The organism is Microtetraspora malaysiensis, from assembly GCF_050947145.1.
GTDB lineage: Bacteria > Actinomycetota > Actinomycetes > Streptosporangiales > Streptosporangiaceae > Microtetraspora_A > Microtetraspora_A malaysiensis.
Genome location: NZ_CP191998.1, coordinates 3,809,734 through 3,831,530 on the forward strand (window position 1 = coordinate 3,809,734; position 21,797 = coordinate 3,831,530).

18 protein-coding genes are annotated in these 21,797 nt (G+C 70.7%); 10 read left to right on the forward strand and 8 right to left on the reverse strand.

All coding sequences use genetic code 11. The annotated features are described in order from the left end of the window. Positions 1–41 precede the first annotated feature (41 nt). Together ACQP1V_RS18000 and ACQP1V_RS18005 are read left to right on the forward strand one after the other, a co-directional pair. Positions 42–377 carry a YciI family protein gene (locus ACQP1V_RS18000; protein ID WP_067139506.1) on the forward strand — a complete coding sequence of 112 codons (336 nt, stop codon included), beginning with the start codon at positions 42–44 and terminating at the stop codon, positions 375–377. 28 nt (positions 378–405) lie between these two features. After that, positions 406–1,641, forward strand: coding sequence for an RNA polymerase sigma factor (locus tag ACQP1V_RS18005; RefSeq protein ID WP_433424428.1), 1,236 nt, complete (start codon positions 406–408; stop codon positions 1,639–1,641). A gap of 8 nt (positions 1,642–1,649) precedes the next feature. On the opposite strand, the gene ACQP1V_RS18010 is transcribed toward ACQP1V_RS18005, so the two are convergent. Next, positions 1,650–2,429, reverse strand: a complete 780-nt coding sequence (locus ACQP1V_RS18010) for a TetR/AcrR family transcriptional regulator (RefSeq protein WP_433424431.1) — start codon at positions 2,427–2,429, stop codon at positions 1,650–1,652. 95 nt (positions 2,430–2,524) lie between these two features. Between ACQP1V_RS18010 and ACQP1V_RS18015 the strand changes: the two genes are divergently transcribed. Further along, positions 2,525–4,153: an ABC-F family ATP-binding cassette domain-containing protein gene (locus tag ACQP1V_RS18015; protein WP_433424434.1), complete on the forward strand. Its 1,629-nt coding sequence runs from the start codon at positions 2,525–2,527 to the stop codon at positions 4,151–4,153. 168 nt (positions 4,154–4,321) lie between these two features. On the opposite strand, the gene ACQP1V_RS18020 is transcribed toward ACQP1V_RS18015, so the two are convergent. Together ACQP1V_RS18020 and ACQP1V_RS18025 are read right to left on the reverse strand one after the other, a co-directional pair. After that, a complete protein-coding gene (locus ACQP1V_RS18020) occupies positions 4,322–6,268 on the reverse strand; it encodes a Xaa-Pro dipeptidyl-peptidase (protein WP_433424437.1) in 1,947 nt (648 codons plus the stop codon). 194 nt (positions 6,269–6,462) lie between these two features. Continuing rightward, on the reverse strand, positions 6,463–7,416 hold the full coding sequence (locus tag ACQP1V_RS18025; RefSeq protein WP_433424440.1) for a LysR family transcriptional regulator: 954 nt from the start codon (positions 7,414–7,416) through the stop codon (positions 6,463–6,465). A 353-nt stretch (positions 7,417–7,769) separates the two neighbouring features. Here ACQP1V_RS18025 and ACQP1V_RS18030 point away from each other — a divergent pair, with 353 nt between their 5' ends. Continuing rightward, positions 7,770–10,085, forward strand: a complete 2,316-nt coding sequence (locus tag ACQP1V_RS18030) for a M64 family metallopeptidase (protein ID WP_433424442.1) — start codon at positions 7,770–7,772, stop codon at positions 10,083–10,085. A gap of 332 nt (positions 10,086–10,417) precedes the next feature. Further along, the gene (locus ACQP1V_RS18035; protein WP_433425870.1) at positions 10,418–11,212 is read left to right on the forward strand and encodes a LysE family translocator; all 795 of its coding nucleotides are present in this window, start codon (positions 10,418–10,420) and stop codon (positions 11,210–11,212) included. On the opposite strand, the gene ACQP1V_RS18040 is transcribed toward ACQP1V_RS18035, so the two are convergent. From ACQP1V_RS18040 to ACQP1V_RS18050, 3 genes are all read right to left on the reverse strand, one after another. Then, positions 11,146–11,964, reverse strand: coding sequence for a class I SAM-dependent methyltransferase (locus tag ACQP1V_RS18040; RefSeq protein WP_433424445.1), 819 nt, complete (start codon positions 11,962–11,964; stop codon positions 11,146–11,148). The two genes, ACQP1V_RS18035 and ACQP1V_RS18040, sit on opposite strands and share 67 nt — an antisense overlap. Before the next feature lie 15 nt (positions 11,965–11,979). After that, complete coding sequence (locus ACQP1V_RS18045) at positions 11,980–13,101, reverse strand: alpha/beta fold hydrolase (RefSeq protein WP_433424448.1); 1,122 nt, start codon at positions 13,099–13,101, stop codon at positions 11,980–11,982. Between the two features lie 437 nt (positions 13,102–13,538). After that, entirely contained in the window at positions 13,539–14,126 is a 588-nt protein-coding gene (locus ACQP1V_RS18050; protein WP_433424451.1) for a TetR/AcrR family transcriptional regulator, read from the reverse strand. 103 nt (positions 14,127–14,229) lie between these two features. Here ACQP1V_RS18050 and ACQP1V_RS18055 point away from each other — a divergent pair, with 103 nt between their 5' ends. Continuing rightward, the gene (locus tag ACQP1V_RS18055) at positions 14,230–15,702 is read left to right on the forward strand and encodes an MFS transporter (RefSeq protein ID WP_433424454.1); all 1,473 of its coding nucleotides are present in this window, start codon (positions 14,230–14,232) and stop codon (positions 15,700–15,702) included. Positions 15,703–16,125: 423 nt separating this feature from the next. Here ACQP1V_RS18055 and ACQP1V_RS18060 read toward each other — a convergent pair whose 3' ends face one another. Then, a complete protein-coding gene (locus tag ACQP1V_RS18060; protein WP_433424456.1) occupies positions 16,126–17,349 on the reverse strand; it encodes a trans-sulfuration enzyme family protein in 1,224 nt (407 codons plus the stop codon). A 99-nt stretch (positions 17,350–17,448) separates the two neighbouring features. Between ACQP1V_RS18060 and ACQP1V_RS18065 the strand changes: the two genes are divergently transcribed. Next, positions 17,449–17,973 carry an Lrp/AsnC family transcriptional regulator gene (locus ACQP1V_RS18065; protein ID WP_433424458.1) on the forward strand — a complete coding sequence of 175 codons (525 nt, stop codon included), beginning with the start codon at positions 17,449–17,451 and terminating at the stop codon, positions 17,971–17,973. Between the two features lie 53 nt (positions 17,974–18,026). Here the strand turns inward: ACQP1V_RS18065 and ACQP1V_RS18070 are convergent, their stop codons facing one another. Further along, the gene (locus ACQP1V_RS18070) at positions 18,027–18,590 is read right to left on the reverse strand and encodes an EF-hand domain-containing protein (protein ID WP_433424461.1); all 564 of its coding nucleotides are present in this window, start codon (positions 18,588–18,590) and stop codon (positions 18,027–18,029) included. 73 nt (positions 18,591–18,663) lie between these two features. On the opposite strand from ACQP1V_RS18070, the gene ACQP1V_RS18075 reads away from it, so the two are divergent. From ACQP1V_RS18075 to ACQP1V_RS18085, 3 genes are read left to right on the forward strand one after another with little or no spacing between them, the layout of a single operon-like run. Further along, the gene (locus ACQP1V_RS18075; RefSeq protein ID WP_433424464.1) at positions 18,664–19,725 is read left to right on the forward strand and encodes an SDR family oxidoreductase; all 1,062 of its coding nucleotides are present in this window, start codon (positions 18,664–18,666) and stop codon (positions 19,723–19,725) included. Then, positions 19,722–21,380: a fatty acyl-AMP ligase gene (locus ACQP1V_RS18080; RefSeq protein WP_433424467.1), complete on the forward strand. Its 1,659-nt coding sequence runs from the start codon at positions 19,722–19,724 to the stop codon at positions 21,378–21,380. The genes ACQP1V_RS18075 and ACQP1V_RS18080 overlap by 4 nt, the downstream gene beginning before the upstream one ends. A 30-nt stretch (positions 21,381–21,410) precedes the next feature. After that, complete coding sequence (locus ACQP1V_RS18085) at positions 21,411–21,695, forward strand: acyl carrier protein (protein WP_387410951.1); 285 nt, start codon at positions 21,411–21,413, stop codon at positions 21,693–21,695. Positions 21,696–21,797: the final 102 nt, after the last annotated feature.

The window sequence follows — 21,797 nt, forward strand, 5'->3', positions numbered from 1 at the left end:
CGTTCGTCATCGTGGTGAGTCCCCGAAACCGAGGAGCGAAGATGAAGTACATGATGTTCGTGTGCACCGACACCGAGCCCGACACCGACAAGGCTGACGAGCCCGACATCGATGTGTGGGTGTCGGAGAGCGACACGTGCGGCCGCCGTTTGGAGGGCAGCGCGCTGGCACCGACGTCCGCGGCCACGACGGTCCGGGTCCGCAACGGCCGACTGCTCGTCTCGGACGGTCCGTTCGCGGAGACCAAGGAAGTGATCGTGGGCTACGACCTGCTGGAGTGCGCCGATCTGGACGAGGCGATCGAGGTGGCCCGCGCCCACCCGATGGCTCGAGCGGGACGGCTGGAGCTGCGCCCGCTGGTCGACCTGAACGACTGACGGAGTGACCGACGCGCCTTCGGCTGCGATGGCAGACGCCATCGCAGCCGCCAGCACGGATGCCTACGCGCGGATCGTCGCCGCGCTGATTCGCATCACTGATGACTGGACACTGGCGGAGGACTGCGCCCAGGAAGCGCTGACGCTCGCCCTGCAGCGGTGGCCTCAGGAGGGCGTGCCGGGCAACCCGGGCGGCTGGCTGATGACGGTGGCCCGCAACCGAGCGATCGACATGCTGCGCCGCGCGTCGGTTGAACGCCGCAAGTTGGCAGAACTGGCTGTGCTGGCGCTTGCCGATCCGAACCCTACGCCGGCGGAGGAGGTCGTGGACGACCGGCTGCGGCTCATCTTCACCTGCTGTCACCCCGCACTCGCTCTGGAGGCGCGTGTGGCGCTGACGCTGCGGACGATCTGCGGGGTGCCCACCGCCGACATCGCGCGGGCCTTCCTGGTCAGCGAGTCGACCATGACCCGGCGCCTCACCCGGGCCAAAACGAAGATCGCGGACGCGGGCATCCCGTACCAGGTGCCGACCGGCCGGGCGCTCGCCGAGCGGCTCCCCGGTGTTCTGGCCGTGCTGTACCTGCTTTTCACCCACGGCTACAACGCCGACGGCCAGCCCGCGTTCGCCGACGAGGCGATCCGCCTGGCCCGGCTCCTCCGGCAGCTCATCCCCGGTCAGGGCGAGGTGTCGGCGCTGCTGGCGTTGTTCCTGTTCCAGCACTCCCGGCGCGATGCCCGCCGCGACCAGCGCGGTAACCTGCTCCCTCTGGACAAGCAGGACCGGCTCCGCTGGGACCGTGCTGCGATCACCGACGGTCTGCACATCCTTGCCGAAACTCCAGAGGACGGCCCGTATGCACTGCAGGCCCGGATCGCCGCCTGCCACGCCACCGCCGCCTCCGTCGACGCCACCGACTGGCCGGCGATCGCCGCATGGTACGACAAGCTTGCGTGGATCCACCCCTCACCGGTGGTCGAGCTGAACCGCGCTGTGGCGCACGGCTACGCGCACGGGCCGACGGCCGGGCTGGCCCTGCTCGCCCAGGCCCGCGCCGGTGGCGCATTGGACGACTACCCGCTCGCCGTCGCAGTGGAAGCCGACCTCACCGCCCGCCACGGCGACCGCGTCCGGGCCGCCGCCCTGTTCCGGCAGGCGGCCTCCGTCGCCTACTCCGAACCCGAACGCCGCGCACTGCTCGGCCGTGCCGACGAACTGGACCGCGTAGGTGACGCCTGCGAACGAGAAGTGATGACTCGGTAGCCAGGTGATCAGTCGTCCAAGACCGCACCGTTCAGGTGCCGGTCCCGGGGCGACTCTTGGCCGGCAGCCCGCTCCGTGGCGGCGTTGGCCTCGATGCCGTCGAGAAGCCAGGCAAGACCGAGGGCGAAGCTGGTGTCCCAGTCGTCGCCCGCGACAAGGGGGCCGTGCGCCGCTAGCGCGGGGTAGCGCTCCCGGTTGACGCGCATGTGCTCCTGAGCGGCCTGCCGTACCGCCTGCTCCGCGCTGGTCAACCAGGTGGTCTGCATCAACGCGGAACCGATGACGTAGTTGGACAACCCGAACGCCGCGGCGGTGAGGTGGGGCTCGGTGACCCCCGCCTCAAGCAGCGTGGCGTACAGGAACTCGCTGCGCGCGAGCACGTTGGGGCCGAGCATCGGACGGCCCAGAAGCGCCGACGACCAGGGGTGTCTCAGGAGAACGGCCCGCCATCCGTCGATCAGGGCGGTGAGGTCGGCACGCCAGCCCTGGCCGCTCCCGCCCGGGATCCGGACGTCTGCGAAGATCGCGTCAAGAGCGAGGTCGAGGACGTCGTCCTTGGTCTTCACATGCCAGTACAGCGTGGTGGAGCCGGTGCCGAGGCGCTCGGCGAGCCGCCGCATGGTCAGCCGCCCGGCGCCCTCCTCGTCCAGGAGGGCCAGCGCCTCCTCGACGATCCGGTCCCGGCTGAGCGGGGGCCCCTCGCGCCCGGAGCGCCCGGACGGCCGCAACCACACGCCTCCCGCCGATCCTGAGCGTGCTGCTCCCGATATCGCCTTGCTCTCGTCCACGAAAGCGAGTCTAGTATGGCGTTCGAGCACCGGATCATTGATCCGGTGAATGGAACAGTGATCCAGAAGGGCGAACGTCGAGGGGAGGGGCGGCGATGGCAGGGCATGTCGACGTGGACCGGCTGACCTACGTGCTGCCGGACGGGCGACTACTCCTGCACGAGGTGTCGTTCCGCATCGGCGAGGGGGTCAAGGCCGGGCTGGTGGGGCCGAACGGCGCGGGCAAGACCACCCTGCTGCGGCTGATCGCGGGGGATCTGCCACCGGACGACGGCCGAGTGACCTGCTCCGGGGGCCTGGGGGTGATGCGGCAGTTCATCGGCAGCGTCCGTGATGGCCGGACCCTGCACGATGTGCTGCTGTCGGTGGCGCCGGACCGGGTCCGCGCGGCCGCCGCGGCCCTGGGACGGGCGGAGGCGGCGATGACGGCCCGCGGCGACGAGGCGACGCAACTGGCCTACGCGCAGGCGATCAGCGACTACGCCGACGCGGGCGGCTATGACATGGAGGTGGTCTGGGACACCTGCACCACCGCCGCCCTGGGCCTGCCGTACGACGCGGTCCGGGACCGCCCGGTGGCCACGCTGTCGGGGGGCGAGCAGAAACGGCTCGTTCTGGAGGCGCTGCTGCGCGGCCCCGACGAGGTCCTGCTGCTGGACGAACCGGACAACTACCTGGACGTGCCCGGCAAGGAGTGGCTGGAGGAGCGGCTGAAGGCGACCTCGAAGACCGTGCTGCTGGTCTCCCATGATCGGCAGCTGCTGGCCAATGTCACCGACCGCATCGTCACCGTGGAGGCCCGGGGCGTCTGGGTCCACGGTGGGGGTTTCGCCACCTACGCCCAGGGCCGTCGCGACCGCATCGCCCGGCTGGAGGAGCGCCGCCGCCGCTGGAACGAGGAACACGCCAGGCTCAAGCAGTTGGTACGCACCCTCCAGCAGACCGCGGCCAACAACGACGCGGTGGCCTCCTCATACCGGGCCGCGCGCACCCGGCTGAGCCGGTTCGAGGAGGTCGGTCCGCCCGAACAGCCGCCCAGGAGACAGAACGTGCGGATCCGGCTGCGCGGCGGCCGCACCGGCAAACGCGCCGTCGTCTGCGAGAACCTGGAACTCACCGGGCTGATGCGGCCCTTCGACGCCGAGATCTGGTACGGCGAACGCATCGGAGTGCTCGGCTCCAACGGCTCCGGCAAATCCCACTTCCTCCAACTGCTGGAGCAGGCCGCGGACGGCGCGGTGCCGGCCACCCGGCACAGCGGAACGGTGCGGCTGGGGGCGCGGGTGGTACCCGGCCGCTTCGTGCAGACGCACGCCCGGCCGGATCTGCACGGCCGTACCCCGGCCGACCTGGTCATGGCCGGTCACGCGCTCACCCTGAACGAGGCGATGGCCGCTCTGGCCCGCTACGAACTCGCGCCCGCCGCAGGCCAGCGGTTCGAGACCCTGTCCGGCGGCCAGCAGGCCCGACTGCAGATCCTGCTGCTGGAGTTGTCCGGCGCCACCCTGCTCCTGCTCGACGAGCCGACCGACAACCTGGACCTGGCCAGCGCCGAGGCTCTGCAGCAGGGCCTGTCCGCCTTCTCCGGCACCGTTCTGGCCGTGACCCATGACCGCTGGTTCGCCGCCGATTTCGACCGGTTCCTGATTTTCGGCGCGGACGGGGCCGTTTACGAGAGTCCGGAACCGGTCTGGCACGAGGGCCGGGTCGAGCGCCCGCGCTGAGTCCACCCGGGCGGTGCCCACGCGCGCGTTCGCCGGGTGGCGGAACGCCGGGGGTGCACCGGTCGCGGGGCCCCCGGGACGGGCCGGAGGCCCCGCGGCACAGCCCGCCCGCCGCGGGCCGCGGCGGGCGGGCTGTGGCCGGTGGTCACGCGCGCGGTGCGGTCCCGGTCAGCCGTTCGCCGCGGTGAGCGCGGCCGCCCCGCCGACGAGCGGCAGCGTGACCGTGCTCTTCGTCGTGTCGAGGTACAGCTGCGTGCCGGGAGCGGGCCGGATCGTGTACTCGTAGTCGCTCGACAGCAGCACGACGCCGATGCGGTGTCCCGCCGCGAAGACGTAGTCGTGCGGCTGCAGGTCGACGTCGATGCGATACGGGGTGCCCGGCTTGACCGGCTCGGTCCGCGAGATCGACTTGCGGTTCTGCGGATCCGTCCAGCCCCGGGTGATGATCTTCGCCTTGCCGTTCTGGTCGTAGTCGACGAGCAGCGCCGTGACGTTCGCGGCCGGCCGGCCGAAGGACATCCGCAGCGACACCCGCGGCGTGCCGCTGAACCGGACCGCGCCGGTCAGCGTCTCCGTCTTGTACGCGAGGCGGTTGGGCGAGGTCGCGGCGTCGGCGAGCGTCTGCGCCCGCTTCGTGGCGTCGTCGACGATCGTCTCGGTCACCGGCTTGCCCTGGCGGGTCTGGTCGAGGGTGAGCTCACCGGCGGCCCCGCCCACACCCGGCGCCAGGTTGAGCTCGGTGTCCGCGGCGGCGGGCTCAGGCCACTCGGGGTACTCCACCAGCGTCCTGTCCTCCCGCTGGACCAGCGCCCGCGGGTCGTTCTCCACGCCGTTCTCGTAGCCCCACAGGTAGCGGGTGAACCAGCGGTTGAGCACGTCGACGCTGGGGGAGCCGCCGTGCCCGCCCTGGTGCAGGTAGATCTTGTGCGGCACCCCGCGCGCCTTGAGCGCCTCGTACCACTGCGCGGCGTGCTTGGTCTTGACGTTCCAGTCGTTGAGCCCGTGCGCGACCAGCGTCGCGGCGTGGACGTTGCCGACGTCGTTCATGTAGTTGCGCTCGTCCCAGAAGGCGTTGTAGTCGCCGGTGACCCGGTCCTGCGCCTTCGCGAGATCCTCGATGACGTTCCGGCAGACCTGCTTGTCCGCGCGGGTGTAGACGTACTCCGCGAGCACGTCGGCGTCCTCGCCCTGGTAGCCACCGGGGGCGACCACGGCGCCGTTCGCGCGGTAGTAGTCGTACCAGCTGGAGATCGCCGAGATCGGAACGATGGCCTCCAGGCCCTCGACACCGGTGCTCGCGACCGCGTTGGGCAGGGTGCCGTTGTACGACGTGCCGATCATGCCGACCTTGCCGGTCGTCCACGTCGCGTGGACCTCCGTGCCCGCGGCGTTGTAGGCCTTGGCGCGGCCGTTCAGCCAGTCGACGACGGACTTCGCGCCGATCGTCTCGTTGCGCCCGCCGGTGGTCGGGCAGCCGTCGGACTTGCCGCTGCCCAGCGACTCGGCGTGGACGACCGCGAAGCCGCGAGGAAGCCAGTTCGCCTCGTGGCTGGTGCTGATGGCGGGCTGCGGGCCGGTGCCCGCCGCAGCGTCGGCGGCGGCCGCCTCGTCCACGCCGGCGGCGGCCAGCCGCTCGTCGGCCGCCGGGTCCCGCACCGGACCGCCGCGGTTCAACCAGCCCTTGCCCGGCCGGAGCGCCTCGTGGAGCTCGTGGTCGACGTCGTGGTTCGCGACGTCGTTGCCTCCGGCGTAGTAGGGGCTGGCCTCGTACACGACGGGGGACTTCAGGCCGGCCGTCTCGGTCTCCTTGAGCCGGGTCACCTCGGCGTGCACCCGGTCGCCCCGGCCGTCGCCGTCACTGTCGATCGGGGTCTCGATCCAGATCTCCTCACGGATCCAGTCGTTGCGGTTGGACGAGAACACCGGCTGGGCCATGCCGTTCTGGAAGACCGGTTCGACGGGGGCGGCCGCGCCGGCCGCGGCCGGGTTCGCGGTGACCGCGGCGAGGGTCATGGCGGCGGCGAGGCCCAGCGCGGCGGCGCCGCGGCGTGCTGATCCCCGAGTACGGAACGCGGTCGAAGCCACGGGATCCGTCATCCGGTGCGGCAGAGACATCGGCAAACCTTCCCTAACCATCAGGGCGGGAGGGGCCGGAGCACCGGCCCCATTGGGGGGTCAAGGGACCGTAAAGGCAGCCCCAAGAAGGCCCGATGGTAGGGGGCGGGGTGTGGAATGTCTTCGGACGGCCGTTCTGTGTAGATCGAGGCATTTCCGACAAATGTCGGGTAGCGGTGGCCGCGAACGCCGTGCTATCCGCCGAGCGAGGTTGCGCCGTGCCTGGCCATCCAGGCGGCGTAGTGCGGGCGGTCGGCAATGGCCTCGCGGTGGGCCTGCGCGGCGAACTCGGCCAGCTCCTCGGCTCGGCCGGCGAGCGGCCCGTCCCGCCGCCAGGCAACCAGGTGCCTGAGCCGCAGCGGGGTGCCGGCGAGCGGGCGCACGACGATCCCGGGACCGTCCTGCACCGTGGCCTGGCAGGGGGAGATCGCGTGGCCCGCGGCGACGAGCTGCCGGATCATCGCCTGCTCGGTCGTGCTGTGCGGGACGCGGGGGGTGAAGCCCGCCTGGCGGCAGGCGGAGTAGACGCACTCCGGCCAGCCGACCCCGTCCGGCGGCGAGATCACCCAGTCGTCCCCGGCGAGGTCGCCGAGATCGACCTCTTCCCGTCCGGCCAGTGGGTGCTCGCTGCTCATCAGCACGAAGACCGGCTCGGTGGCGATCAGGCGCATACCGACCGAGGGCGGCGCGGGCAGCTCGTTGCCCGGATAGTCGACGAGGGTCGCCGCGTCCAGACGGCGGGAGGCCAGCAGATCGAGCAGCAGCCGGGGCGAATACTCGGTGTGTACGGTGACCGACAGGTCGGGCAGCCTGAAGAGCCGGGTGACCAGGCCGGACAGCACCGGTGTCACGTACCCGCCGATCCGCGCGACGTCGGTCCGGCTGTCGTACGCACCGGCGCCGGAGACCAGCTCGTCCACGGCGAGCAGGATGGACCGGGCGCGGGCGAGCACGAACTGGCCGAAGGGCGTCGGGGTGACGCCGAGCCGGCTCCGCCGGAAGATCTGGCCGTTGAGGGCGCCCTCCACGCGTTGCAACTGGGCGGTGATCGCGGGCTGCGAGACGCCCACGGCGTTGGCCGCCCGGCTCAGGCTCCCGGCGTCGGCGATGGCGCAGATGACGCGAAGGTGGCGAAGCTCCACCTGCACTCAGGCCCCTCCTTTCGCCGCCATAACGCGAGCACTATAGCCATCCATCAAGTGATATCTGGTGACATGGGGTGTCGCGCTGCTGAGCATGAGGTGGCGGCGGCGGGTGTTCCGCGCGGCTTCCCTGCGATCGGGCGGATCGGGCGGGACGTGGCCGGGGTGGTGGGAACGCGCCGGAGCGTGGGATTTCGCCCAGGTCAGCGGGGGAGACGCGGCCGGGAGCCGGGCGGGGACGAATCCGTGCCAACCGTAGCCATAAATCCGGAGTTATCCCGACATGGGATGTGCGTGGGGAGCGGCGAAGCCCGATAGTGCATGGCACGCCCCCTCTTCGCTCTGGAGGTTCCCTCCCCATGCGTGCACGACGGCCGCTCGCGGCCCTGGCGGCGGTCCCGCTGGCCGCCGCTCTGATCACCATCCCTCCCGCGCAGGCCGCCGACGTCGGCAGCGCCACCGTGGTCCCGATCCAGGTCACCGGTGACCCCGCCAAGCGGTTCAACTTGATCATCATGGGCGACGGCTACACGAACAACGAGCTGTCCACGTTCGCGGCCGACACCGACCAGCAGCTCAACGTGATGTGGTCCATCGAGCCGTACAAGTCGTACCGGAACTACTTCAACGTCTACCGGGTGGACATCGTGTCCGGCGAGTCCGGCATCGGCTGCGACCCCGGCCTGGCCTCCGGCAAGAAGAACACCCCGCTGAGCATGGCCTTCTGGGGCGGATGCAGCGCCTCCAGCGTGCAGCGGCTGATCACCATGAGCAACACCGCGGCCAACACGTACGCCAACATGGTGGCCGGGACGAGCAGCGCCAACCGGCAGATCCTCGCCCTCGCCAACAGCGGGACGTACGGCGGAGCGGGCGGCGCCTACGCCACCTCCTCCGGGCACAACTCGATGTCCGCCCTCATCGCGCCGCACGAGATCGGCCACTCGCTCGGCGGCCTGCAGGACGAGTACACGTACTACAGCCGCGGCGTCGACGGCGGCCCGTACTCCGGCGGCGAGCCCAGCTCGGCGCACCACACCCTGCTCACCGAGCAGCAGATACGGGACCAGCAGAAGAAGTGGTGGCGCTGGCTCGGCGAGCCGAGCGAGGCCGGCGGCGCCATCGGCAGGTACGAGGGCGGCCTGTACTACAGCAGCAAGGTCTGGCGCCCGAGCGAGCACTCGATCATGCGGACGCTGGGCTACTACTACGACCAGGTCGGCCGTGAGGTGATGACCCAGCGGATCTCCGCCAAGACCAGCCTCATCCAGGACAGCACGCCCACCACGGCCGCGGTCGGCGCCGACCGGGTCCTCTGGGTGGAGCCGCTGCACCCCAACAGCCACGCGCTGACCACCACGTGGAGCGTGGACGGCGCCGCCGTGTCCGCCCGCGGCGGCGCGCTCGACCTGCGCACCCTCAAGCTGTCGCCCGGCACGCACACGGTCAAGGCGACCGTGACCGACCCGACGGACTTCGTCCGCGACCCCGCGATCCGCGGCGGCGCGCTCACCGCGACCCGCACCTGGACAGTGGACACCGCCGTGACCACCACGCCCGCCCAGGTCACGCCGGGACTGCGCTCGTCCACCCCCACCGAGCGCGCCGTGGCCCACGACGAGGTCGTGTACGTCGAGACCACCCACCCCGACGACAGCGTGCCCGCGGTCACCTGGGCGCTGGATGGCACCGCCCTCGGTGAGACCGGCCCGGTCCTGGACCTGTCCGCGCTCGACCTGGCCTCCGGCAACCACACGCTGACCGCCTCGGCGGGCGGCGACACGCGCACCTGGACGGTGGACAACACCCTGCCCACCACCGCGTACGAGCTGTCGGAGCCGCTGGTGAAGTCCGGCGAGAGCTACGTGTTCAACGGCCCGTTCACCATGCGTCTCACCGGCGAGGACGACCGGGACGGGTACGTGGTGCGCGAGTCCCGCGTGGACGGCGACGGCTGGTTCAACTACTTCGGCTGGCCGACGTCCGCCGACGAGCCGTGGCTGTTCACCGAGAACGGCACGGTCATCGACAGCCTCACCTACGGCAAGCTGCCGCGCGGCGGGCACACCGTCGAGTACCGGTCGATCGACCCCAGCGGCAACTACGGGACGCCGAAGAGCTTCACCGTGACCACCCTCGCCGCGCCGCCCGAGTGCACCACCACGATCACCGGCACCCGGAACGGCGCGCTGTCCGTGCGGTCGGGCGTCACCTGCCTCGACGACGCCCGGATCAACGGCGGGGTGACCGTCGGCTCCGGCGCGTCCCTGGTCGTCAAGGGCGGCACGATCAACGGATCGCTGAACGCGACCGGCGCCGCGGAGATCCACCTGCTCAAGGCGACCGTGCACGGCTCCGTCGCGATCCACGGCACCACCGGCCAGCTCATCGTCGCGGGCTCCGACCTGCGCGGCTCGGCCGGGCTGACCGGCAACACCACCGTGGACGCCCCCGTCGTCACCGGCACCTCCGTGCGCGGTGGCCTCGCTTGCAGCGGCAACACCCCCGCGCCGTCCGACGCCGGAGTGGCGAACGGGGTCACCGGCGCCGGCCAGTGCGCCGAGCTCGTCGCCGACCCGCGGGCCAAGGGCAAGGACGCCCCGTACGCGGCGGTGCGCGGCAGCGACGTGCCCGAGCACGGCGCGGCGGCCGCGTACGAGCACGCGCACGAGTAAGAGCAAGCCGGGGAGCCCCCCCGCCCCGGCCTCCCCCGCCCGGGGGTGCGAGGACACCCGTCCCCGCGCCCCCGGGCGGTGCCGTTTCCGGCGACGAACGCGTACCGCGACGCGGAAGCGAGCGAGGGCAAAACAACATTGCTCCGAGTGCAATGAGGAATATTGCACTCAGTTGGATCGGTGGAATAGCCTCAAATCAGCCTTCCCGTTCGGCGCGAAAGACCTTCCGAAAGGCGGGCCTGCCCTGATCCGTATGGGCCGATCGCAGAAAGAAGGCGGCGCCGATGGTCGAACAGAGTGCGCTTCTGGGCGTGGTTTCCGTCGCTCTCGGGATGGTGCTTTCCCCGGGCCCGAACATGATGTATCTCGTTTCACGGAGCATCAGCCAGGGGCGGCGGGCCGGAGTCATATCGCTGTCCGGGGTCGTGGCCGGATTCCTCATATATCTGGTCGGGGCGAACCTCGGTCTGGCGGTGCTGTTCACCGCGGTCCCGCGGATCCTCACGGCGATCAGACTGGTCGGGGCCGCATATCTGCTGTGGCTCGCCTGGAAGACGGTCAGGCCGGGCGGTGTGTCGGTGTTCACCGTTCAGGACATTCCCGCGGACCCGCCGCGCCGGCTTTTCGCGATGGGGCTGATGACGAATCTGCTCAATCCGAAGATCGCCATCCTCTACATATCCGTCATTCCGCAGTTCATCGATCTCGGCAAAGGGAATGTGCTGCTTCAGGGCATCATTCTCGGCGGTTTTCAAATCATCGTCGCCACCACGGTGAACCTGTCGATCGTGCTCGCCGCCGGCGGCATCGCCGGGTTCCTCGCCCGCCGCCCCACCTGGCTGCGGGCGCAGCGGGTCGTCATGGGCGGCATGCTCGGTGTGCTGGCCGTCATGCTCGCCTTCGACAACCGCGGAAGCGGCTCGCACCTGGCCGGCCGCGCGGCACCGCCGTACCAGCAGGAAACCGCGCGGGTGCGGCATCTCATCGGGGAGCCGGCCACCACGCTCGGGCTCGCGAGCGCGGGTACGCCGACCCCCGGGCGGCCTGACCCCGGGCCGGCCTACTCCGGCTTGCTCGCGCGGATCGAGTACAGCAGCGGCACCCGCGGCTGCCCTGCGGGGAAGTGATAGCGCTCGCCGTCCCGCTCCAGGGCCGCGAAGTGCGCGAAGAGGGTGAAGTCGTGCTCGTGGAGGAACTCCACCCGGAGGCCGGCCGCCGCCAGAGCGCTGACGACGTCGCCGATGCCGTGCCGCCACTCGACCGTCACGCGCGCGCTCATCTCGGCGCCCCCGCCGGTGTACGTGCCGGGCTCGTCCCATACGGTCGGATCCTGGCGGAAGTAGTCGTACGCGACGGTGCGGCCGTCTTCGCCGAGGATGTCGGCGTAGGGGTGGAACTCGGCCAGGTAGAGGAAGCCGCCCGGGGCGACGAGGGCGGCCGCCGTCTGTGCCCAGCGCCTGATGTCCGGCAGCCAGCACAGGGCGCCCAGGCCGGTGTAGACGATGTCGAAGGTCCGCGGAGCGAGCGCTTGAACGGCGTCGTAGACGTCCGCGGCGACGAAACGGGCGCTGTCGGCGCCGATCCGCTCGGCGAGGTCCCTGGCCGTGTCCACCGCGGGCTCGGAGAAGTCGAGGCCGGTGACCACGGCTCCGCGCCGGGCCCACGACAACGTGTCCAAACCGATGTGGCACTGCAGATGGAGCAGGGTCTTGCCGGCGACGTCCCCCACCTCGGCGGGTTCGAAGTCGCGCAGCGCGTCCTTGCCCGCGACGAAGCCGGGCACGTCGTAGAAGTCGCTCGCCACATGGATGGGGACGCGCTCGTCCCAGTTGGCGCGGTTGACCGCGCGCCAGTCCGTGGCAGAAGGGGTCGATGTCACGACGGGCTACGGTAGTCAACCGCGCGCAGGCCACCCAAACCATTTGTTGTCCCGCTCGACCCCTGCCGCGGGAAACCTGGTGATCTGCCGGAGCGGGCTCGGGGCGCTCTCCGGTAGGAGGTCGGGCGCGCGCACGCCGACCAGTCCGGAGGAGCGGGTGGCCTCGAGGATGACGTCCGCGACCAGCTCGGGCGCGTCGTTCATGGGCACGTGCCCGCATCCGGGCAGCCACACCATGTGCGCCCCCGGGATCGTCGCCGCCGCCCGGGCCGCCTGCCGGGCGAAGAGGACGCGGTCCGCGCTGCCCCACGCGATCGTCACGGGTACGCCGGGAATGTCGCCGACGAAGAGGTCCGACGCCCGCCCCGCGCGCAAGGTGGCGTTGAACGCCACGGACTGGCGCAGGATGGCCAGCGACGTCACGACCTCGCCCGGCGGGCAGCGATCCGGGCGTCCGTAGAGGGTGCCGGTCAGGGCGGCCCGGCCGATGGGGGTCGTCGCCAGGCGGACCACCATCCAGGACGGCAGCCGGGCGAGGTTGCGGGCCGCGGTCAGGACGGCGAACGCGTACCGACGCTCGGCCTCGGTCCAGAACCCGGCGGGCGCGAGCGCGGTGACGGACCGGGCGAGACCGGCCTGGGCCAGCCGCAACGCGATCAGCCCTCCGAGCGAGTGGCCCGCCACGTGCGGCAGGTCGAGCCCGAGCGCGGTGAACATGGCGCCCAGTTCGGTCACCATGGTCGGCAGATCGCGGGACAGGTCGCGCGGGAGGTCGGGGGAGTCGCCGAAGCCCGGAAGGTCCACCGTGATCACCGTGTGCTCGGCCACGAGCAACGGCACGATCGGGTCCCACGCCTGACGATGCGATCCGATGCCGTGCAGGAGGACCAGCGGCTCGCCCGACCCGTGCCGTTCGTAGGCGAAGGTGATCGGCGGCAGACTCTCGGGGCGCGCCTCCACGAAGCACGCGGCCGTGGCCGAGGCGGGACCGTCGTGCCCCGCGCCGCATGGCGCGACCAGCATGGACGGTGCTGCCGTGAGGTCACCCACCCATCCGCGGATCTTGGCAGCCGCCAGCGTCCCCGCGCGCCATGTCTCGCCTTCGAGGCGAGCCACCAGGGCGAGGGAGGATGTCACCGCCTTCGGCGGTCGGATGCTCCACATGATGAGCGGTGGTCGGCCTGGCTCCCTTCGTTCGGACGCGTTGCCCCGACAAAGGCCCTCATAAGGGAATAACAACTTCCTTGAGTCAGCTCATAGCAGGAAAGCTCAGTCTTTACGTGGCAAACACGGACTTGTCCGCATCTGGAAGGGGTGCGCTCTCCGGCGGAGTGCCAGGGGTCCCGCTCCAGGTCGTACAACCATCCGGCCGGCCGCGCTCTTCCCGGGAGTGGCCCTCGCGTGCCGTGAAAGTCCCGCCGCGCCAATCTCCGCCTACTGAGTGGCCACGGTTGGGCCGAGCGCGCGTGGCTGGCAGACGCCGCAGAATTCGCCCGCGCTGCTCACTATCAGCAGCCCTGGACCGCGACGGCGGACCACGGCCGCGCCGCCGCACGGAACGGCGCCCAGCCGGTTTAGTCCGGATCATCTACCCGCAGGTGGAGTCCTTCGAGCATGACGGCCAGAAGCTGGTCACGGTGTGCGGGGGTCCGCTCCGCCGCCCAAGCGACCGAAGCGATCAGGGAGAAGAGGGCGGAAGCGTCGAGGTCGGGCCGGACCGTTCCTGTGCTCTGGGCTCTGGCCAGTAGTTGCGCCCCGGCGGCCTTGACGGCTTGGCAGGTGGCGTGGAGTTCGGATGCGGGGTCGCCGAGGCTGTCGACGAGGGCGTCGACCAGGCCGCGATATGCCATGGCGTGCTCGACCGCGGCTGTGAGCCAGGTGGTCAGGGCCTGGCGCGGAGACGGGGAGGCGAGCAGCTCATCTGAGCGTGTGTGCAGGCCGCGCAGGCTCTCGCCCAGCAATGCCTCCAGCAGTGCCTGGCGGGTCGGGAAGTGCCGGTAGAGGGTCACGTTGCCGACGCCTGCGGTGCGCGCGATGTCGTTCAAGGAGGTGCCCACGCCGTGCTCGGCGAAAGCCGTCCGGGCGGCCGTCAGCAGACGCTCGTAGTTGCGTCGTGCGTCTTTGCGCCCTGCAGGCCGGGTCTGCGTTGATCGATCCGCCATGGGACCCTCCACACGTTTGCCAAAACGAGGAACCTCCTCATATCTTAGCTCACCGTAAACCGAGGAGCTTCCTCGTTTTGTTGCGTATCTACTGAGGAGTGCCATGACCGAACAGCGCACGCACATGGCGACAGCGGGATCCGGGCCCGCCGGCGCCTCCCGCCCCCAGCGCCACCCCGGCCTGGTGCTCGCCGTCGTGCTGATCTGTCAGACGATGTTCATCCTGGACACCAACGTGGTGAACATCGCCCTCCCCGACATCCAGCACGACCTCGGCTTCTCTGCGGCCGGCCTGTCCTGGGTGCTCAACGCCTACATGCTGGCCTTCGGCGGTCTGCTGCTGCTCGGCGGTCGCGCGGGCGACATCCTCGGCCAACGGCGGGCTCTCATCGGCGGGGTCGTCATCTTCACCGTCGCTTCGCTGGCCGGAGGGCTGGCCACCTCGGCCGAGATGCTGCTGGCGGCCCGTGCAGGTCAGGGGATCGGCGCCGCCATTGCCGCACCGACCGTGCTCGCCTTCATCACCGTAGGCTTCCCGGACCCCGCACGCAGGGCGCGGGCGCTGGGGGCTTACGCGGCAGTCTCCGGCTCCGGCGCCGCGATCGGCCTCATCGCCGGCGGCATGCTCACCGACTGGATCTCCTGGCGGTGGGTGCTGTTCATCAACGTGCCGATCGGCATCGTCCTGCTGATCCTGGCCCCGCTGTTCATGGCCGAGACCGATCGCCACCCGGGCCGCTTCGATCTGGCGGGTTCGCTGACCTCGACGGTCGGCATGACCGCGCTCGTCTACGGCTTCATCCGCGCCGCCGAGAAGGACTTCGGCGACGGGGTCACCCTCGGCGCGCTCAGCGCGGCCGCCGTCCTGCTGGCACTGTTCGTGGCCGTCGAGTCCCGTGCCCGGCAACCGATCGTCCCGCTGCGGCTGTTCGCCGACCGCAACCGCGCCGGCGGCTACGTCGTGCTGCTGTTCGTCCTGGCCGCGGGCAACGGCATGTTCTTCTTCCTCACCCAGTTCCTGCAGCAGGTCCGCGGCTACAGCCCTCTGCAGGCGGGATTCGCCTTCGTGCCGCTGGCCCTCGTGATCCTGGTCTCCTCCGGCGCGGCGGCCCGGCTGCTGCCACGACTGGGCGCCAAGACGCTGATCGCCGTCGGCGCCGCGGCGATCACCGTGGCCCTTCTGTGGATGACGCGGCTGACGCCCCAGGCCGACTACGCCACGGCGCTGCTCGGCCCCATGATGATCGCCGGCCTCGGCATGGGCATCGTGCTGGTAGGAGCCACCACCGTGTTGTCCTCCGGGATCCGAGCCGAGGACGCCGGCGCCGCCTCCGGCCTGCTCAATGTCATGCAGCAGATCGGCGGCGCGCTGGGACTGGCCATCCTCGTCACGGTGTTCGGCACCGCCACCCGCGCTTCACGCGGGCCGGCCCACCAGGTCCTCACCGAGGGAGTCACCGCGGCCTTCACCATCGCAGCCGCGTTCACCGCCTGCACCATCCTTCTGGCCCTGACCATGAAGAACCGGCAGGCTCCCGCAGCCGAATCCCCAGCCGAGGAGGAGCTCACCCGATGAAGTAGGCGCACATCGGCGAGAATGGCCGACGTAAAGCGGGGCCGATCCCATCTGTATCCCTGCGATTCAACGTGTCAGCTCCGGCTCACGCAGCGATGAGATGCGGGAACGGGCTCAGGTCGGATCGTCCGGGGATCGCACCCCCGGGCGATCCGCGCCACCACTGGTTTTTCGCTTTCCATGCCGGCTCACACCCCATCCTCGTCCACCGGCGTGGCAGCGTCAGCAACGCAGCGGCGCCGCCGGGCGGCATACACGCGTACGGCACGCAGGAAGTCCACCTCGCGGAACAACCGGCGGGTCCGGCCAGGCCCTCCCGATCCGGCTTTCCCTGGGGTGGGAGCGACGTTTCGGCCGCTCCCACCCCGCGTCGGTCACGTCTCCTCGGCCTTCCCGGCCGGCCGGAGGGACGCGGCCCCGTGATCAGGTCTGAAGATCCGGGATCCGGGACCTGATCGCCGTAAGGGGCGGGTGCGCGTGGCCGTTCACGGACAGCGCACGGTCCAGGTCGGTGATGAGATCCGTGGGGTTCTCCAGGCCGATGGACAGGCGCACCAGGGCCGCGTCGGGGCGGGCCTCGGGAGCCACCGGGCGGTGGGTGAGCGCGGCCGGGTGCTGGATCAGGGAGTCGACGCCGCCCAGTGACACCGCGTGCGTGAACACCTGGACGGCTGAGGTGAGGCGGGCGGCCTGGTCGTAGCCGCCGCGCAGCTCGATCGACAGCATCGCGCCGGTGCCGTCCATCTGCCGCCCGATCAGCGGATGGTCGTCGGTGGGGTAGTAGAGGCGAGCCACGTCCGGGTGGTCGGCGAGCCAGGCGGCGACGGCGCGCGCGTTCGCCTGCTGGGTGCGTACCCGCACCGGCAACGTCGCCAGCCCGCGATGCAGCAGGTAGGCGCCCAGCGGATGGAGCAGCGCACCGGTGACCGCGCGCACCCGGCGCAGGGCCGCGGCGCGCTCCTCGTCACACGCGATCACACCCGCCACCACGTCGCCGTGCCCGCCCAGGTACTTGGTCGCGCTGTGCAGCACCATCGCGGCGCCGAACTTGAGCGGGTTCTGCAGCACGGGCGTCGCGAACGTGTTGTCCACCAGCACCGGCACCCCGTCCGCCGCCATCACGACGGAACGAATGTCGACCAGGTCGAGCGTGGGGTTGGCCGGGGTCTCCAGCACGACCAGCGCGGTGTCCCGGCGGATCGCCGCGGCCACCGCCGCGCTCGTGCCCTCGCAGAACGTCGTCTCGACGCCCAGCAGGTCGGAGGCCAGCAGGTAGTCGGTGCCGCCGTACAGCGGGCGGACCGCCACGACATGGCGTCGCCCGGTCTCCCGCGTCGTCGCCAGCACCGCCGCCGTCAGCGCCGCCATGCCGGACGAGAAGGCGACCGCCGCCTCCGCGTGCTCCAATCGCGCCAATCCCGTCTCAAACCGCGCCACCGTCGGGTTCCACAGCCGCGCGTAGACCGCCGTTCCCTCCGGATATCCGCCGGAGGCCAACGTCTCGTAGGCGGACCCTCCGGTCTCGATGTCCGGCAACGGGTTGGTCGAGGAGAGGTCGATCGGAGGCGCATGCACCCCGAGGTCCGTCAGGTCCTCGCGCCCGGCGTGGACGGCGACGGTGTCGGGATGAAAAGAACGCGATGTCATGGCCCGACTGTCGGCGAAATCGCCAATCACCTTCAAGATATGTTGCGAAAGAAGGTCCGTTTTTGGATAGTTGGTGCGGTTTCCGTAATTGGAGGGTCGATGTCGCGACGTGTACCGCAGGATCCGCAGCTCGACGGCACCGACCTGAAGATCCTGGCGGCCTTGTCGCGGGACGGCCGCCTGACCAACGCCGCACTCGCGGCTCAGGTCGGGGTCGCCGAGTCGACGTGCGCGTATCGCGTGCGCGCGCTGCGCGCGTCCGGTGTGATCACCGCAATCCACGCGCACGTCGACACCGCCGCGCTGGGCCGCCCGCTGCACGCGATCATCCGGGTCCGGCTCGGCGGTCACTACCGCGACCCGGTCCACACCCTCTTCGATCGGCTGGTCGAGACACCCGGCGTCCTGACGGTCTTCCACGTCAGCGGCGACGACGACTTCCTCGTGTACGCCGCCGTCGCCACCCCGCAAGACCTGCGCGACCTGATCCTCGAACGAATCACCGTGCATCCCGGCGTACGCCAGACCCAGACCCAGCTCGTCTTCGAGGCCCGCACCGGTGTCGGCATCCTGCCGCCATCCCCGGCCTCCGAAGCGAGGAAGACGACCAGGCCCACCCGGTAGCGGGCGGCCGTGACCGGTCGGCGGCGGGTCGGGCGCCGACCGGCCGCCGTCGTTCAGATCCGCGGCGGGAGCGGGCCGAACAGCCAGTTGCCCGGGGCCTGCGCGTCAGGGCTGCGGAAGAACTGCTCGTTCGCCCTGTGCAGCTCCTGCCTGCTCAGTGAGCCGTTGCCGTCCAGGTCGAGGCGCTCGAACGCGGAGAGGCTGTTCGGCTCAGACATGCGGAACGCGCTTCCGGCCATGCGGAGATACTCGGTCCGGGTGATCCGCCCGTCTCCGTCGGTGTCCATCAGGTCGTAGAAGGCGTCGGCGACCGGCGCGATATGCCGGAGGTAGCCCTCCTCGGGCTGTGTGACGAACCGGTCGAATCCGGCCGTGAACTCGGTCAGATCGACCCGCTCGTCGCCGTTGGTGTCCGTGGGAAGCGTCACCTCGTCCCACAGACGCGCGTACCGGGCCCGGACCCGCTGCGACTCGGGCGAGCCCGGCGCGAACCCGAACGCGTTCACCAGCCGGTCGGCCGAGGCGGAGTAGTCCATCTTGTCGATGGCTCCGTCGTCGTCCACGTCCAGGAGTGCGAAGAGATGGGCCATCTTGCGTAGCTGCAGGTCGTTGAGCATGGAGCCTCCCGCTTCGACTACGTTGAGTGCCGGTTACTTTACTGTTTGTTGCCGCTTGTGGGAAGGTTCCTTGGTGAATGTTCAGGTGGTCGACGGAGCCAACGGATTCGTGGGTTCCCATCTGATCGGCGCCCTGCTGGCCCGGGGTGACGAAGTGATCGCCCTGGCCCGCGCCTCCGCGGAGGTGGTGCGCCGCCGGGTCGCGGACGCGCTGCGCTGCCTCGGCTTCGAGGAGTCCCTGGCGGGCCGGCTCCGGGTGCGGAGGCTGGCGTTGAACGAGCCGGACCTCGGCCTGCCGGTGGCCGAGGTCTTCGCCGAGCCCTGCACCTACTGGCACACCGCCGCGCTCGTCACGTTCTTCCCCCGCCGCGAGGAGGAACTCATGAACGTGAACGTGGCGGGTTCCGCGAACGTTCTGGCCACCTACGAGCGGCGGGCCCGTCCGGGGTCGCGCTACATCTACATCGGAACGGCCTACCAGTGCGGGCACGACACCGAAGGTCCCGTTCCCGAGGACTGGCCCGCGCACGCGCCGCCGGACCGATTCCGGAATTTCTACGAATACTCCAAACGCGAGGCGGAGATCGCGCTGGCCCGGTCGCGGTCCGTCCAGGAGGGTGCCGTCCTGACGGCCCGGCTGGGCGTGATGGTCGGCCACTCCCGGACCGGCCGCGCGCTGACCGACTACGGCCTGTACGACTTCCTCCGCGTGATGGCCTTCTTCGCCCGGCGCACGCCCGGTGAACGGGTCCGCCTGCCGTGCCATCCGGACGCCAACCTCCACCTGACGCCCATCGACACGACGGTCTCCCGGCTGCTTCCGCTCGCCGCCGCGGATCTCGATCGTCCGGTCTTCCACGTGGTGAACGGGGAGACCGTGCCCGTCGGGGACCTGTTCGAGGTGATCAACGCTCGGCTGCCGATCGAGCTGGTCCCGGCCACGCCCGAGCAGATCCGGGACGAGCCGTTCAACCGCTTCGAGGCGGTGGTCAACATGCGAGCCAAGTACACCGCGACCTACTTCCGGCATCACTACGACTTCGAGTGGCGCGACCGGGCGGCCCCGCCGGCCGTCACTCCCGCGGTCCTCGACCGGTTGGTCTCGTGGTACGTCCGTGAGGGGTTACCGGAATGACCGATTTCGTCACGCAGGTACGGGGCCGCCTCAGCGGCGACCGGGAACTGGTCTTCGTGCAGGACAACGGGGAGCCGGCCCGGCTCACTTTCGCCGAACTGGATCGGCGGGCCCGCGCCGTCGCCGTGTGGCTCACCGAACGCGGCATGACCGACCGGCCGGCGCTGCTGCTCTATCCGGCCGGGCTCGACTTCACCGTCGCGTTCCTCGGCTGCCTCTACGCCCGGGTCCCGGCGATCCCCGCGCCTTTGCCGGACGCGGGCGCACCGCACTCGAGCCGCGTAGCGGCGCTGCTGCGGGACTCGGGGGCGCACCTGGTCCTGACCGATCCCGCACACGTGTCCCAGCTGTCCGGCCTCTCGGCCCGCGTCGTCGCCCCCTCCGCCGATCCCGACGCCTGGACCGCGCCGGATCTGCGCCCCGACACCATCGCGTACCTGCAGTACACCTCCGGCTCGACGAGCGATCCGCGCGGAGTCGAGGTGTCACACGGCAACCTGCTGCACAACCTTGAGTCGTTCCTGTCCCTGGCGGGAGCGGAACCGCCACGGCGGCTGGCCGGCTGGCTGCCCCACTACCACGACATGGGCTTGGTCGGCCTCCAGCTGCACGCGCTCTACGCGGGTGCCGACCTGGTGTTCATGTCGCCGAACGCGTTCGTCGCGGGGCCGGTGCGCTGGCTGGAGCTGATCAGCCGGTACGGCGCGGACTGGACCGTGTCCCCGGATTTCGGATACTCCTGGTGCACCCGCAGGATCACCGATGAGCAGCTCGCCGGGCTGGACCTGTCCACGTTGGGCATGGCCCTCAGCGGAGCTGAGCCGATCAAAGCCGCCACGCTCGCCGACTTCGAGCGCAGATTCGGGCCCGCCGGCTTCCGCCCGACCACCTGGAATCCCGGTTACGGCCTGGCCGAGTGCACCCTGATGGTCGCCTGCGTGCCGCGAGGGCAGGGCGTGACGGTCCGCAGGTTCGCCGCCTCCGCGCTGGAACAGCATCAGGCGATCGCCGACCCCGACGGAGTTCCCCTGGTGGCGTGCGGCCCGGTCGCCGGGCTCGACCTGCGGATCGTCGACCCGGAGGGTTGCGCCCCCGTGCCCGACGGCGGGATCGGGGAGATCTGGGTGGCGGGCCCGAGCGTGGCCCTCGGCTACCGCGGCCGTCCCGAGGAGACCCGCGCCACCTTCCGCGCGGGTGGGGGCCGCTGGCTGCGCACCGGTGACCTGGGCTTTCTCCTGGACGGACAGCTCTACGTGACCGGGCGGATCAAGGACGTCATCATCGTCAACGGCCGCAATCTCTACCCCCAGGACCTGGAGGAGGCGGCCTCCCGGGCGAACTCCGCCGGAGGACGGAGCGCCGCCTTCGGCATCCGCCGGCCGGACGGCAGGGAACACGTCGTCCTGATCCAGGAGGTCCGCCACGGAGATCCGGTGGTCCTCAGCGAAACGGCCGACCGGGTCATGGACCTGGTGACGAGAGAGTTCGGCATCCCGCTCAGTCTGATGCTGGTAGCCCGTGGCGGAGTGCGGCAGACCACCAGCGGCAAGCTGCGCCGCCGGTACATGCGGGAGCTCTTCCGCGGCGGGAGGCTCACGCCGCTGCACGCCGAGTTGGAACCCGCGGTGCACGATCTGCTGCGGGTCCGCTCATGAACGTGTCACAAATCCGACCCAGGAGAGACCGTGCCCGACCGTGACGTGCACCGATGGCTTACCGAGCGGATAGCTCACTACCTCCAGCTGCCACCCGCCGAGATCGATCCCAGGGTCAAGCTCCGCACCTACGGGCTGGAATCGATCCACGCGCTCAGCCTGTGCGTCGATGTCGAAGAGGCCACCGGCCTGCTGGTCGAGCCGACGCTGGCCTGGGACCACCCGACGATCGACGCCATCGCCGCCCACCTCACCGAGCTCCAGTCCCACGACCGGACGGGCGCACCCCCGGAACGGCCCGCGACCCCCGCCTGAACCACCCCTGGGAAGGGAGGCCTGCCGCGTCCACGCGCCCGACCGGCCGCGCGCCATGCGGGGTTGGAGAACGGCACAACGGATCGAGCTGGATTCGTCCTG

What these genes read in the sequence shown, in the direction of transcription:
- ACQP1V_RS18065 (WP_433424458.1), top strand. Translation starts at nt 17,449, where the DNA reads ATGTCGCGACGTGTACCGCAGGATCCGCAGCTCGACGGCACCGACCTG.
- ACQP1V_RS18035 (WP_433425870.1), top strand. Translation starts at nt 10,418, where the DNA reads ATGGTGCTTTCCCCGGGCCCGAACATGATGTATCTCGTTTCACGGAGC.
- ACQP1V_RS18060 (WP_433424456.1), bottom strand. Translation starts at nt 17,349, where the DNA reads ATGACATCGCGTTCTTTTCATCCCGACACCGTCGCCGTCCACGCCGGG.
- ACQP1V_RS18070 (WP_433424461.1), bottom strand. Translation starts at nt 18,590, where the DNA reads ATGCTCAACGACCTGCAGCTACGCAAGATGGCCCATCTCTTCGCACTC.
- ACQP1V_RS18000 (WP_067139506.1), top strand. Translation starts at nt 42, where the DNA reads ATGAAGTACATGATGTTCGTGTGCACCGACACCGAGCCCGACACCGAC.
- ACQP1V_RS18030 (WP_433424442.1), top strand. Translation starts at nt 7,770, where the DNA reads ATGCGTGCACGACGGCCGCTCGCGGCCCTGGCGGCGGTCCCGCTGGCC.
- ACQP1V_RS18080 (WP_433424467.1), top strand. Translation starts at nt 19,722, where the DNA reads ATGACCGATTTCGTCACGCAGGTACGGGGCCGCCTCAGCGGCGACCGG.
- ACQP1V_RS18020 (WP_433424437.1), bottom strand. Translation starts at nt 6,268, where the DNA reads ATGTCTCTGCCGCACCGGATGACGGATCCCGTGGCTTCGACCGCGTTC.
- ACQP1V_RS18005 (WP_433424428.1), top strand. Translation starts at nt 406, where the DNA reads ATGGCAGACGCCATCGCAGCCGCCAGCACGGATGCCTACGCGCGGATC.
- ACQP1V_RS18015 (WP_433424434.1), top strand. Translation starts at nt 2,525, where the DNA reads ATGGCAGGGCATGTCGACGTGGACCGGCTGACCTACGTGCTGCCGGAC.
- ACQP1V_RS18055 (WP_433424454.1), top strand. Translation starts at nt 14,230, where the DNA reads ATGACCGAACAGCGCACGCACATGGCGACAGCGGGATCCGGGCCCGCC.
- ACQP1V_RS18050 (WP_433424451.1), bottom strand. Translation starts at nt 14,126, where the DNA reads ATGGCGGATCGATCAACGCAGACCCGGCCTGCAGGGCGCAAAGACGCA.